The organism is Bradyrhizobium sp. Rc3b (assembly GCF_900114915.1).
Lineage (GTDB): Bacteria > Pseudomonadota > Alphaproteobacteria > Rhizobiales > Xanthobacteraceae > Bradyrhizobium.
This window is the reverse complement of sequence record NZ_FOUS01000040.1, coordinates 1-12,463: the sequence shown is the minus strand read 5'-3', so window position 1 is coordinate 12,463 and position 12,463 is coordinate 1. Positions and strand designations below refer to the sequence as shown.

Below are 12,463 nucleotides of genomic sequence, written 5' to 3'. Positions count from 1 at the left end.
CGTTGTGAACACTCAAGGTCACCGAGAAGTCGACGCGCAGCTTGCCCTGGCTCATTGCGACGCTGGAATAGGCAGGCACGTAGAATCCACCGGAGATTGCGAGTTCCTCCTTCGGCAGCGCGGCGAGGGAATCGGCGAAGTTCTGTTCAATATTGACCTTGGATTGTGCGACGGCGGGCATGGCAAAGGCGAGGGGGCATAGCAGCATTGCTGCGAACAGCCCTTTTCGCATGTGACGAATTGCTCGCTTGCCGCGCCGCAACCCGTCTCTAGGGTGCGGCAAAACGGACCAATTTGGCATGCATGAGCTCATTCGCGACATCACTCTCTGTATTCTGTTTGCCTGGATGCTGGGCCTGCTCGCCCATTTCTCCCGGCAGCCGCTCATTCTGGCCTATCTTATCGCCGGCTTTTGCATAGGTCCATTCGGCGCCGGCTGGGTCCATTCGCAGGAATCGATCGGCGTCATCTCCGAGCTCGGCCTGATCTTCATGCTGTTCATGATCGGCCTGGAGATCGACCTGAAGAAGATCGTGCGGGCGGGAAAGGTGATCCTGTTCGCGGCGGGTGGCCAGCTGCTCGGCGGCTGCCTGCTCGGGGTCCTGTTCTTCGTCGGCATCGGCCTGTCGCTCGGCGGCGGGCACTTCGATGCGGTCTATCTCTGCGTCGCCTGCGCGCTGTCGAGCACCGTGATCATCGTCAAGGTGCTCTACGAGAAACGCGAGCTCGACACGCTGCCGGGGCGCATCACGCTCGGCGTGCTGGTGCTGCAGGACATCTTCGCCATCCTGTTCCTGGCGGTGCAGCCGAGCCTTGCCAATCTGCAAGCCAGCGTCATCCTGCTCTCGATCGGTCGTGTCGCGGTGCTGGTCGCCGCAGCTCTGCTGGTGAGCCGCTACGTGCTGCCGCGGCTGTTCCACCAGATCGCCCGGCGGCCCGAGCTGATCCTGCTCGGCGCGCTGGCCTGGTGCTTTCTCGTCGCCGAGACCGCCGAGCGGCTGTCGCTGTCGCGCGAGATGGGCGCCCTGATCGCCGGCGTCTCGCTCTCGACCTTTCCCTATGCGCTCGACGTCACCGCCAAGGTCACCACGCTGCGCGACTTCTTCATCACGCTGTTCTTCGTCGCGCTTGGCATGACCATTCCCGTCCCCGGTCTCTCCGTTATCGGGCTGGCCCTGATGATCGCCGCCTTCACGGTGGTGAGCCGCCTCGTCACCACCTTCACGCCGCTCTATCTGATGAAGCAGGGCTTGCGCGCCAGCCTGTTGCCGGCGCTGAACCTCGCGCAGATCTCCGAGTTCTCGCTGGTGGTGATCCAGACCGGCGTTGCCGATCACCATATCGCAGCGCAGACGGCGAATGCCGCCTCCTTCGCCTTCGTGGTGCTCGCGGTGCTCTCGACCTTCGCGATGAGCCGCAGCGACGAGATCACCCGCTGGGCCATCGGCCCCCTGAAGCGGATCGGCCTGCGCGATCTCGACCACGGCAACGGCCATGCCGAGGAGGGGCACGAGGGCGGCCATGGCGAGGCCCGCCGTATCGTCATCCTCGGCTTTTTCCGTGCGGCGAGCGCGCTGCTGGCCGAGATCGAACGGCAGGCGCCGGTGCTGCTCGAGCAGATCACCGTGGTCGATTTCAACCCCAATGTGTACCAGACGTTGCTGTCGCGCGGCCTGCACGTGATCTATGGCGACATCAGCAGCGCGGACACGCTGCTCCATGCCGGCGTCGGCAAGTCCGAGATGATCATCCTCAGCGTGCCGGATTCGCTGCTGAAGGGCGCCAGCAACGAGAAGCTGGTCCGCCACGTCCGCGCGCTCAATCCGACCGCCCTGATCGTGGCCACGGCCGATCTCCTGTCGGACGTTGAGGAGCTCTATGCGGCCGGCGCCAGCTACGTCACCGTGACCCGCCTCAGCGACGCTCATGAGCTGTTTACCGTGATCGAGGCCGCGCAGGCCGGCCTGCTGACCGACAAGCGCGCCGAGCTCGACCAGCGGCTCGGCGAGCGCCGCGAAGTGCTGCCCTGACGCGGGGACCGGCCGTCTTCCTTCCCGGCATTCCGCGCCTATATCCCTGGTATCTTCGGTGCAAGCCTGCCCACCTTGGCAGGCCTGCCGTCAGGCATATGCGGTTGCGTCCAGGACACTAGCGCCCCGGCCCAAGTCCGGCTAAGCCTCCCGCCCACAACCGATAGAGATTGGGACATGCCCGATAGCGTCCAGGAAGTCTTGCAGGCCTTTGCCCGGGGTGAGCTCGTGGTCGTCACCGACGACGAGGACCGTGAGGGCGAGGGCGATCTGATCGTCGCCGCCTCGCTCTGTACCGCCGAGAAGATGGCGTTCATCATCCGCCATACCTCAGGCATCGTCTGCGCGCCTGTGACCACCGAGGACGCGCGCCGCCTGCGGCTCGATCCGATGGTGGCCCACAACGATTCCGCGCACACCACCGCCTTCACGGTGTCGATCGACTACAAGCCCGATGGCGGCACCGGTATCTCCGCCGAGGAGCGCGCCTCCTGCTGCCGCGCGCTGTCCAATCCCAATGTCGGTGCCAATGACTTCGCCCGGCCCGGCCACATCTTCCCGCTGATCGCCAAGGATGGCGGCGTGCTGCTGCGCTCGGGCCATACCGAGGCCGCCGTCGATCTCTGCAAGCTCTCCGGCCTGCCGCCGGTCGGCGTCATCAGCGAATTGATGAACGACGACGGCAGCGTGATGAAGGGCGAGCAGGTCGCCCGCTTCGCCGCCCAGCACAAGCTCAAGCACGTCACCATCGCGGACATGATCGCCTACCGCCAGGCGCGCGAGAAGCTGATCGAGCGGGTCTCGACCTTCGTCACCGAAAGCCCGATCGGACCCTTGCAGGGCTATGCCTATCGTTCGCCGTTCGATTCCATCGCCCACGTCGCGTTCGTCTACAATGGCGTCGGTGACGGCAAGAACGTGCTGACGCGCTTCCACAAGCCGAACATCGTCAAGGACACCTTCACCGGCCACAAGCGCATGGCGGCCGTGCTCGAGCATTTCAAGAAATCAGGCCGCGGCGTCCTGGTTTACTTGCGCGACGGCGCGGCCGGTGTCCCCGTGTCCCCGTTGCCCGACGAGAGCGCGACCGAGGCCGACCGCAACCGCCAGTGGCGCGAGGTCGGCGTCGGCGCGCAGATCCTGCGCGATCTCGGCGTCACCTCGATCCGGCATCTCACTTCCTCGGTGCACGACTACAAGGGCCTGTCCGGCTTCGGCATCGAGATCGTTGCCAACGAGCAGCTCGAAACCTGACAACGGCATTTCCGGTTCGTCGGTGTTGCGCCCCGGAACGACCGAAACCAGGATGCAATTGCACTTGTTGCCGCGGCGCTTTACTTTGTCGGGCAAATTTTGACGGAACCAGACGAAAGGACGTTTCATGAGCGTGCGCCCTCAGGCCAAGGACAAGCCGGCTGCGGCTTCTTTCCAGTGGGACGATCCGTTCCTGCTCGACGAGCAGCTGACCGAAGACGAGCGCATGGTGCGCGACACCGCCCGCGCCTACGCCCAGGACAAGCTGCTGCCGCGCGTCTCCAAGGCCTATCTCGAAGAGAAGACCGACCGCGAGATCTTCAACGAGATGGGCGAGCTCGGCCTGATCGGCATCACGCTGCCGGAGGAATATGGCTGCGCCAATGCGAGCTACGTCGCGTATGGCCTAGTCGCGCGGGAGATCGAGCGGGTCGATTCCGGCTATCGCTCGATGAACTCGGTGCAGTCCTCGCTGGTGATGTACCCGATCTACGCCTATGGCGACGAGAACCAGCGCAAGAAGTACCTGCCGAAGCTCGCCAGCGGCGAGTGGGTCGGCTGCTTCGGCCTGACCGAGCCCGATGCCGGCTCCGATCCGGCCGGCATGAAGACCCGCGCCGAGAAGGTCGCGGACGGCTATCGCCTCACCGGCAGCAAGATGTGGATATCGAACGCGCCGATCGCCGACGTGTTCGTGGTCTGGGCCAAGTCGGCCGCGCATGACAACCAGATCCGCGGCTTCGTGCTCGAGAAGGGCATGAAGGGCCTGTCCGCGCCGAAGATTGGCGGCAAGCTCTCGCTTCGCGCCTCCATCACCGGCGAGGTCGTGATGGACGGCGTCGTGGTTCCTGAAGACGCCCTGCTGCCCAACGTCTCCGGTCTCAAGGGTCCGTTCGGCTGCCTCAACCGGGCCCGCTACGGCATCTCCTGGGGCGCGCTCGGCGCCGCCGAGGACTGCATGCACCGCGCGCGCCAGTACACGCTCGACCGCAAGCAGTTCGGCAAGCCGCTCGCCGCGACCCAGCTCGTGCAGAAAAAACTCGCCGACATGGAGACCGAGATCGCGCTCGGCCTTCAGGGCTCGCTTCGCGTCGGCCGCCTGATGGACGAGGGCAAGTTCGCGCCCGAGATGATCTCGATCATGAAGCGCAACAATTGCGGCAAGGCCCTCGACATCGCCCGTGTCGCGCGCGACATGCACGGCGGCAACGGCATCTCGATCGAGTACCATGTGATGCGCCACGTCCATAACCTCGAGACGGTCAACACCTATGAGGGGACGCATGACGTCCACGCGCTGATCCTGGGGCGCGCCATCACGGGCATTCAGGCGTTTTTCTGAGCGGCTACGCGGTGAACGCGTGAGGCACGAGAACTCTCCAACTGCGTCATGGCCGGGCTTGTCCCGGCCATCCACGTCTTAAGCCACGCGAAGAACGTGGATGCCCGGCACAAGGCCGGGCATGACGAAGTCAGCAAGGAATGAGCAAGCCATGTCCGACAATGACGACGTCCCGTTCAACCGCAACTTTCCGCTGAAGCCGGGCGTCGTCGAGGAAGTCCGGCCCGGCGTGCGCCGCGTGCTCTGCAACAATCCGAGCCCGTTCACCTTCACCGGCACGGTCAGCTACATCGTTGGCAAGGGCAATGTCGCGATCATCGATCCCGGTCCCGACGATGCGGCGCATGCGGCTGCGCTGCTCGATGCCGTGCGCGGCGAGACGGTGAGCCATATCTTCGTCACCCACACCCATCGCGACCATTCGCCGAACACCGCGCGGATCAAGCAGGCGACCGGCGCGCCGGTCTATGCCGAGGGCCCGCACCGGGCCTCGCGCCCGCGCTTCGAGAGCGAGAAGCACAATCCGGAATCCGGCTCCGATCGCGACTTCGTACCCGACATCCGGATCGCGCATGGCGATGTCGTCGAGGGCGACGGCTGGCGGCTCGAGGCCGTTGCGACGCCCGGCCACACCGCCAATCATCTGGCATTCGCCTGGCCGGAGCGAAAGTTCAACTTCGTCGGCGATCACGTGATGGGCTGGTCCACCTCGATCGTGGCGCCGCCCGACGGCTCGATGATCGACTACATGGACTCGCTCGACCGGCTCGCCGCACGCGAGGAGGATCTCTATTTCTCCGGCCACGGCCCCGAGATCCCCGACGGCCAGCGCTTCGTGCGCTTCCTGATCCGGCACCGCAAGGCGCGCGAGGCCTCGATCCTGCACCGCCTCGCCAAGGGCGAGACCGACATCCCGACCATGGTCCGCGCGATCTATATCGGTATCGACCCGAGGCTGACGACGGCCGCCGGCTATTCCGTGCTGGCGCACCTGGAAGACCTGGTCGCCCGCGGCGTGGTGGCGACCGACGGCGATCCCGTGATCGGCGGGACGTATCGGATGGCGTAGGGGCGAATGGGGAGTAGCGAGTAGCGTTCCATTCGCTATTCGCTATTCGCTACTCGCCATTCGCCAGTTTCATTTCTTCACCGTCTTTGCCGGCGCTTTCGGCGGCGCCACCGGGGTCTTCTTCACCGGCTTGAGCGCGTCGGCATCGGCGGCGGTGTTGAGATCGTCGATGAATTTCTTGACCCGCGCGGCATTGCTGCCGAGATCGCTGTCGAAATTGCGCGAGGCAGAGCGGATGTCGACGCGGGAATCATCGCCGTCCGGCACGAACCTTATCGAAATGTCCTCGCGAAACCCCATGATCGGCGTGCGCGCCACCGCCTCGATGCGGCCGATGCGGCGCGGCGGCTGCGGTGCGCGCTCGTCGATGATGATCCATTTGCGCTTGTTGACGAGCTGGAGCGCGATCGCATAGGCGCGGTCGACGGAGATCTCGAGCTCGACAGGCTCGATATCAGGGTAGAAGTGGCGCTGCTGCTCCGCCGAATAGAGGCCGGCATAGACCGCGGTGTTGGTGCCCTCGCCGGTGCGCAGGCGCGCCAGCGCGTCGAAACGCGGCGGATCGATCGGGTCGGTGGTGATGTCGTAGATCGCCGGCAGCTTGCGATATTGCAGGGCCAGATAGGCGGGATAGGCGAGGATCGCCGCGTCGATCAGCAAAGCGAGCAGGATGCGCGCCATGCCGCGCGAGCCGTTCTGCCAGATCGCGGCAAAGCCGGCGAGCCCGAACAGGATCGACAGGCCTGATATCGCGAGCCCGCCGAAGAAGGTCGCAAGGGCCGGCTTCGGCTCCAGGAAATCGAAGCGGACGATGATGATCGAGACCACCACCGCCACCACCGCGAACACGGCCAGATTGCGCGCCCAGCTCGCGAGGCTGGACACGGGCTCCGACTGATAGGGAGCGGAAAACCTGCGGGCCATCGAGTGAGCTCTGCCGGGGTTGGCGATGCCGGCCAGTTCGGCGCGACGAGGGCCGTTGAGACCACGGCGCGGGGGCAAATTCAAGGGAGATCGGGCTGTTATGACCGGTCATTCCGGGGCGGCTCAAGGAGCCGAACCCGGAATCTCGAGATTCCGGGTTCGATGCTTCGCACCGCCCCGGAATGACGTTGCTTGCTTTGCCGCTACGCCGCCGCGTTCGGGAAGCGATAATCCCTAAACTGGTCGCGCAGCGCCGTCTTCAGGATCTTGCCGGTGGCCGTATGCGGAATGCCCTCGACGAAGGCGACGTCGTCGGGCATCCACCATTTGGCGATCTTGCCGTCCATGTATTTGAGGATGTCCTCGCGGGTGGCCTGCTGGCCCTGCTTGAGTTGCACGATCAGGAGCGGCCGTTCGTCCCATTTGGGGTGGAACACGCCGATCACGGCGGCTTCGGCCACGGCCGGATGGCCAACCGCGAGGTTTTCGAGGTCGATCGAGGAGATCCACTCGCCGCCGGACTTGATCACGTCCTTGGAGCGGTCGGTGATCCGCATGTAGCCGTCCTCGTCGATGGTCGAGACGTCGCCGGTGTCGAAGAAGCCGTCCTCGTCGAGGATGTCGGTGTCGACGCGGTAATAGGCCTTGGCGACGGCGGGGCCGGAGACCTTGAGGCGGCCGAAGGTCTTGCCGTCCCAGGGCAGCTCCTTGCCGGCGTCGTCGGTGATCTTCATCTCGACCGCGAACGGCGCATAGCCCTGCATCTGCAGCACGTCGAGCCGCGCATCGCCGGTGGCGTTCTGGAACGGCGGCTTCAGCGCCGCGACGCTGCCGATCGGGCTCATCTCGGTCATGCCCCAGGCGTGACGCACGTTCGAGCCCATGTCGAGGAAGGCCTTGATCATCGACCGCGGCATCGCCGAGCCGCCGCAGATCACCATCTTCAGGTCCGGCAGCTTGAGATTATTGGCGGTCATGTGCTGGAGCAGCATCAGCCACACCGTGGGCACGCCGGCGGTGTGCGTCACCTTCTCGGTCGAGAGCAGCTCGTAGACCGAGGCGCCGTCGAGCTTGGCGCCGGGCATGACCAGCTTGGTGCCCTGCGAAGGCGCGGAGAAGGCGATGCCCCAGCTGTTGGCATGGAACAGCGGAACCACCGGCAGCATCGTCTCGGACGCACTGGTGCCGAGCGCGTCGACATTGTTGGCCATCAGCGCATGCAGCACGTTGGAGCGATGCGAATACAGCACACCCTTCGGGTCACCGGTCGTGCCCGACGTGTAGCACATCGCGGCTGCCGTGTTCTCGTCAAAGTCCTTCCATTTGAATTTGCCGTCGGCCTCCGCAATCCAGTCCTCGTAGGCGACCACATTCTTCAGCGTCGTCTGCGGCATGTGCGCCTTGTCGGTGAGCACGACGTAGCGTTCCACGCTGGTCAGCTTGTCGGCGATCTTCTCCAGGACCGGAACGAAGGTGATGTCGGTCATCACGATGCGGTCCTGCGCATGGTTGATGATCCAGGCAATCTGCTCGGGGAAAAGGCGGGGATTGACGGTATGGCAGATGGCGCCGATCCCCATGATGCCGTACCACACCTCGAGATGGCGCCAGGTGTTCCAGGCGATCGTCGCGACACGGTCGCCGAGCTTGATGCCGTCGCGCTCCAGCATCTGCGAGACCTTGAGCGCGCGCTTGTGGATCTCGGCGTAATTGGTGCGATGAATCGGTCCCTCGACCGAGCGGGTAACCACCTCCTGCTTGCCATGAATTTTGGCGGCATGTTCGATGATCCGGTGGCAGAGCAGGGGCCAATCTTGCATCAAACCAAGCATTCCGACGTTCCTCCGAGAAGTCGCTGGGCGCGTTGTCGCTCTCAGCGTTGGGCCAAAGAATTGTCATGAGTTTTAGCCTGCCGGACTTTCGCCGCAAATGGTCTTGTCGCGGCTATATGTCCGCTGGCGCGGCAATGGTTACCGCTGCGCTCGGGCTGTCGCTCGTCCTCGCCGAGAGGGCAGAGGCGCGAAAATACACATCCCCACTGGATATCTTCGGTATCGCCGCACCACGGTCGCGCCCCGCGGTTCATTCCGCCAGGATCCCGCTGCCGAGACCGCGCCCCGAGGAGGCGCCCAAGGCATCGGACAAGGCATCGGACAAGGCATCGGACGAGGCTCCGCGGGAGGCGGACGGCAAGCCTCTCGCGGACAAGCCCGGCGCCGACAAGCCCGCCGAGGTTGCGGCACCAGCCCAGAAGCCGGTCTCGGCCTGTCGTCTTGCGCTGACCGAGGAAATCGCGATCGCGCCCTCGATTCCGGATATCCGCGGCCCCGGCGCTTGTGGCGGCGAGGATCTGGTGCGGCTGGAAGCCGTCGTTCTGCCGGACAAGCGCAAGGTGACGGTCAAGCCGGCGGCGATTCTTCGCTGCACCATGGCGTCGGCGATCGCCGATTGGCTGCGCAAGGACATGGCGCCGCTGGCCACCAGCCTCGGCTCGACCATTGGCGAACTCGACAATTTCGATTCGTTCGAGTGCCGCGGACGCAACCGTGTCGTCGGCGCGCTGCTGTCAGAGCACGGCAAGGCCAATGCCCTCGATGTCCGGGCCATCAAGCTGACCAACGGGCAGTCGATCGGCCTCACCGACCGCACCATGTCGCGCGACGTGCGCGAGCGCGTGCTGCACTCGGTCTGCGCGCGCTTTTCCACCGTGCTCGGCCCGGGCTCGGACTGGTACCATGAGGACCATATCCATCTCGACCTGGCGCAGCGGCGCAACGACTACCGGATCTGCCAGTGGAACGTCTGGGATCCCCTGCCGCAGGTCGCCCCGCTGCTGCCAGCGGAACGCCCCGAGGAGGCGCCACCGCGCGAGGTCGCGGCCAAGCCCGAGGTCAAGCCCGAGGCCAAGCCTGAAGAAAAGGAAGGAGCTGACGACGAGGCGGTGGAGAAGTCTCCGGCGCCTGCGAAAAAGCCGGCGGCCGATGCCAGCAAGTCCCAGCCGCGCAAGCCGGCAACAAAAAAGCGCCGGTGAAACCGGCGCTTTTCGATCGCAGAGATCAGCAGGCGATCAGTAGCTGCCCGCCTGGCCGGTTTGGCTGCCGCCGAGCGCCAGCCGCGAATTGTAGGGCGAATCGCCATGCTTCGGCTCGAGCACCACGACGAGGGTGCCGAGCTTGACGCGATCATAGAGATCGATCGCGTCCTCGTTGGTCAGGCGGATGCAGCCCGAGGAGATCGAAGCGCCGATATATTCCGGCTGATTGGTGCCGTGGATGCGGAACAACGTGTCTTTCCCGCCGGAATAGAGGTAAATCGCGCGAGAGCCCATCGGATTGTCCGGGCCGGGTGCGACATAGGTCGGCACGCCCAGGCGCGAAATTTCGCCGGGGGTGGGGTGCCAGGCCGGCCACTCGGTCTTGCTGCCCACCTTGGCGATGCCCGACCAGGCCATGGCCTCTTCGCCAACGGTGATGCCGTAACGGATCGCCTTGCCGCCATCCAGCACGTAATAGAGATAGTGATTGTCGGAATCGACCACGATCGAGCCCGGCGATTCCTTGCGGTGGTATTGGACGATGGCGCGGCGGAACGGTTCCGCAACCGGGGTGTTCTCGTACCGAACTTTGGCCAGCAGTTCCTTGTCCTTCGGCTTGAAGGCTTTGGTGTCGGTCGCCTCGAAATGCGTGGCCTGCATGCAGCCCGACAGCATCAGGCCGGCGGCCAGAATTCCCAACTTAACTTTCAGCGACGACATGATTTGGTTCCAATCAAAACAATACCGTGCGGAAGGCCTGAGCTTACTGCCCAAGTTCCTCGACTCCGTTAATTCCATTATCGTTGAAATCTGCCACAATTCCAGCACTGAAGGCCTTATCCCGCGCTGCGAGACCCAAGCTGTGGCTTTTCTGCCGCAAGTTTTGCGGCCCCGTGAAGATTTTTGGGCCAAAGGGGGCCGGACTGTCGATTCCGTGCCACAGTTGAGCCATGGCCGCGCCACAAATGCAAACGCTCCATTAATGTGGTTGTCATCGTGAACTTGTCAGAATCGCGCTAAGGGCTGTCATTCTGCCGCAGGTTCTCTGGAGTCGTGCATGTTTTCGGTGTTTGTTCCCTCCGAGTCTGTCCTGAAGAAGGTTGTCATCGAAGATCTTGCCGCGGTGCCCGAAAGCGCGGTCTGGATCGACCTCGTCAACCCCACCGCGGCCGAGGACAAGGCAGTGGAGCGGCTCGCCGGCATCGCCATCCCGACCCGGGAAGACATGCAGGAGATCGAGATCTCCAGCCGTCTCTATATCGAGAACGGCGCGCGCTACATGACCGCGACGCTGATGTGCCACTCCGATACCGACATGCCCCGGACCACGGCGGTGACCTTCATCCTCGGCGACCACCGCCTGGTGACGGTGCGCTACGACCTGCCGAAGCCGTTCGCCCTGGTCGAGGCCAAGCTTGCCCGCTCCTGCACGCCCTCCATTACCGGCGAGATGGTGCTGATGGAACTGCTGGACGCCGTGATCGACCGCTGCGCCGACATCCTGGAGCGCTGCGGCGCCGAGATCGACCAGGTCAGCCACGACATCTTCGAGCCCGAGAGCGAGCGCCACGGTCACGCCAAGCAATATTCCCAGATCCTGATCTCGATCGGCCGCAAAGGCGATCTGACCTCGAAGGTTCGCGAGAGCCTGGTGTCGATCGGCCGTGTCGTCACCTTCCTCTCCGCGGTGGTGGAGGGCGTGAAATGGTCGAAGGACATGCGCGAGCAGCTCAAGACCATGCAGCGCGACGTTTCCTCGCTGACCGACCACGCCTCATATCTCTCCAGCAAGATCACCTTCGTGCTCGACGCCATGCTCGGCGTCGTCAATCTCGAGCAGAACAACATCATCAAGCTGTTCTCGGTGATGGCCGTCGTGCTGATGCCGCCGACGCTGATCGCCTCGATCTACGGCATGAACTTCAAGATGATGCCGGAACTCGAATGGGCGCACGGCTATCCGATGGCGCTGGTGATGATGCTCGTCGCCGCGATCCTTCCGTACTGGCTCTTCAAGTGGAAGAAGTGGCTCTGATCCCGTTGCGCTCGGAAAATAGCTACCGAGACCTTACGCCGGTCGCACAGACACGGTGAATCGTGTCGCAGAATAGATCGGGATTGCGGCCGCGCCGTGATGTGTTCGCCGTGCCGCAATTCCTCCGGTAAAATTTGAGCGGTGGGCTGAACGTTTGCGCGAAACTTGTCTGCGATAAGCAGTGCGTAGCCGCGAGGAACAACCATGGTTGAAAAACACATAACGTCGCCCCGCAACGTCATCGACCTGGCGAACTATCGTCAGGTCCTGGCGAGCGGCAAGGCGTCGTCGATGTCGGCACGCATGTGCCGGCACTGTGGTGCTCCGCTGCTCGATGGTGAGAATGACGACGACTGCTCGACCGCATTCAGCACGGCCGCTCCACGGCCGCGCGACAGGTCACGTCGGATTCGAATCGATTGAGGAACGGAAGGCGAGGGCGATCCAGGTCTTGTGGCGGCGTTGTCTGGATCGCCTTGCTTCCCTTCTGTTCAGGACAATCGGCTGTGACGTCCGATTGGCGGGTGCGTTAGAGACCGGCTGAACCCCCATCCAGCCAAAACGGGGCCTGTGTCGCGCTCTGTCAATCCGCTTCGCCGAAAATATTCCACTTTACCGAAATTCGGTTTCGGCGTATGTGTCGTCCATCCCGGCTCACCCAAGAGGGGCGACTATGTGTCGTCACTGTCGCGAGCCGGGCTTGCGGTGGACGCGGCAGCGTCGGCACGAGAGGCGCGGGCAGGGCGGGTAGTCCCTGTGAGCCCGAGGCTTCGTG

The 12,463-nt window shown here is 64.1% G+C and carries 10 protein-coding genes and 1 pseudogene; 7 read left to right on the top strand and 4 right to left on the bottom strand.

Features of this window, described 5'->3' with window-relative positions:
- Nucleotides 1–232: pseudogene (locus tag BM190_RS40905) on the bottom strand (DUF3124 domain-containing protein); the annotation flags it as partial.
- Between the two features lie 67 nt (nucleotides 233–299).
- On the opposite strand from BM190_RS40905, the gene BM190_RS39135 reads away from it, so the two are divergent.
- The 4 genes from BM190_RS39135 (at nucleotide 300) to BM190_RS39120 (ending at nucleotide 5,695) form a co-directional block, all read left to right on the top strand.
- The gene (locus tag BM190_RS39135) at nucleotides 300–2,030 is read left to right on the top strand and encodes a cation:proton antiporter domain-containing protein (protein WP_092263362.1); all 1,731 of its coding nucleotides are present in this window, start codon (nucleotides 300–302) and stop codon (nucleotides 2,028–2,030) included.
- Nucleotides 2,031–2,207: 177 nt separating this feature from the next.
- Complete coding sequence (gene ribB / locus BM190_RS39130; protein ID WP_092263360.1) at nucleotides 2,208–3,284, top strand: 3,4-dihydroxy-2-butanone-4-phosphate synthase; 1,077 nt, start codon at nucleotides 2,208–2,210, stop codon at nucleotides 3,282–3,284.
- Between the two features lie 127 nt (nucleotides 3,285–3,411).
- Nucleotides 3,412–4,626, top strand: coding sequence for an acyl-CoA dehydrogenase (locus tag BM190_RS39125; protein WP_018321712.1), 1,215 nt, complete (start codon nucleotides 3,412–3,414; stop codon nucleotides 4,624–4,626).
- Nucleotides 4,627–4,777: 151 nt separating this feature from the next.
- Complete coding sequence (locus BM190_RS39120) at nucleotides 4,778–5,695, top strand: MBL fold metallo-hydrolase (RefSeq protein ID WP_092263357.1); 918 nt, start codon at nucleotides 4,778–4,780, stop codon at nucleotides 5,693–5,695.
- A gap of 69 nt (nucleotides 5,696–5,764) precedes the next feature.
- On the opposite strand, the gene BM190_RS39115 is transcribed toward BM190_RS39120, so the two are convergent.
- Complete coding sequence (locus tag BM190_RS39115; RefSeq protein WP_092263354.1) at nucleotides 5,765–6,619, bottom strand: DUF1499 domain-containing protein; 855 nt, start codon at nucleotides 6,617–6,619, stop codon at nucleotides 5,765–5,767.
- Nucleotides 6,620–6,822: 203 nt separating this feature from the next.
- A complete protein-coding gene (locus BM190_RS39110; RefSeq protein WP_018321709.1) occupies nucleotides 6,823–8,451 on the bottom strand; it encodes a fatty-acid--CoA ligase in 1,629 nt (542 codons plus the stop codon).
- Between the two features lie 65 nt (nucleotides 8,452–8,516).
- Here BM190_RS39110 and BM190_RS39105 point away from each other — a divergent pair, with 65 nt between their 5' ends.
- A complete protein-coding gene (locus tag BM190_RS39105) occupies nucleotides 8,517–9,650 on the top strand; it encodes an extensin family protein (RefSeq protein ID WP_092263351.1) in 1,134 nt (377 codons plus the stop codon).
- A 36-nt stretch (nucleotides 9,651–9,686) separates the two neighbouring features.
- Here BM190_RS39105 and BM190_RS39100 read toward each other — a convergent pair whose 3' ends face one another.
- Complete coding sequence (locus BM190_RS39100; RefSeq protein ID WP_018321707.1) at nucleotides 9,687–10,373, bottom strand: L,D-transpeptidase; 687 nt, start codon at nucleotides 10,371–10,373, stop codon at nucleotides 9,687–9,689.
- A 337-nt stretch (nucleotides 10,374–10,710) separates the two neighbouring features.
- Here BM190_RS39100 and BM190_RS39090 point away from each other — a divergent pair, with 337 nt between their 5' ends.
- Together BM190_RS39090 and BM190_RS39085 are read left to right on the top strand one after the other, a co-directional pair.
- On the top strand, nucleotides 10,711–11,688 hold the full coding sequence (locus tag BM190_RS39090; protein ID WP_092263344.1) for a magnesium transporter CorA family protein: 978 nt from the start codon (nucleotides 10,711–10,713) through the stop codon (nucleotides 11,686–11,688).
- A 204-nt stretch (nucleotides 11,689–11,892) separates the two neighbouring features.
- Nucleotides 11,893–12,111: a hypothetical protein gene (locus BM190_RS39085; protein ID WP_038972668.1), complete on the top strand. Its 219-nt coding sequence runs from the start codon at nucleotides 11,893–11,895 to the stop codon at nucleotides 12,109–12,111.
- Nucleotides 12,112–12,463: the final 352 nt, after the last annotated feature.

Bases quoted from the DNA above. Each gene is read 5' to 3' on its own strand.
- BM190_RS39100 (WP_018321707.1), bottom strand. From the start codon at position 10,373: ATGTCGTCGCTGAAAGTTAAGTTGGGAATTCTGGCCGCCGGCCTGATG.
- BM190_RS39090 (WP_092263344.1), top strand. From the start codon at position 10,711: ATGTTTTCGGTGTTTGTTCCCTCCGAGTCTGTCCTGAAGAAGGTTGTC.
- BM190_RS39105 (WP_092263351.1), top strand. From the start codon at position 8,517: ATGAGTTTTAGCCTGCCGGACTTTCGCCGCAAATGGTCTTGTCGCGGC.
- BM190_RS39135 (WP_092263362.1), top strand. From the start codon at position 300: ATGCATGAGCTCATTCGCGACATCACTCTCTGTATTCTGTTTGCCTGG.
- ribB (WP_092263360.1), top strand. From the start codon at position 2,208: ATGCCCGATAGCGTCCAGGAAGTCTTGCAGGCCTTTGCCCGGGGTGAG.
- BM190_RS39125 (WP_018321712.1), top strand. From the start codon at position 3,412: ATGAGCGTGCGCCCTCAGGCCAAGGACAAGCCGGCTGCGGCTTCTTTC.
- BM190_RS39085 (WP_038972668.1), top strand. From the start codon at position 11,893: ATGGTTGAAAAACACATAACGTCGCCCCGCAACGTCATCGACCTGGCG.
- BM190_RS39110 (WP_018321709.1), bottom strand. From the start codon at position 8,451: ATGCTTGGTTTGATGCAAGATTGGCCCCTGCTCTGCCACCGGATCATC.
- BM190_RS39115 (WP_092263354.1), bottom strand. From the start codon at position 6,619: ATGGCCCGCAGGTTTTCCGCTCCCTATCAGTCGGAGCCCGTGTCCAGC.
- BM190_RS39120 (WP_092263357.1), top strand. From the start codon at position 4,778: ATGTCCGACAATGACGACGTCCCGTTCAACCGCAACTTTCCGCTGAAG.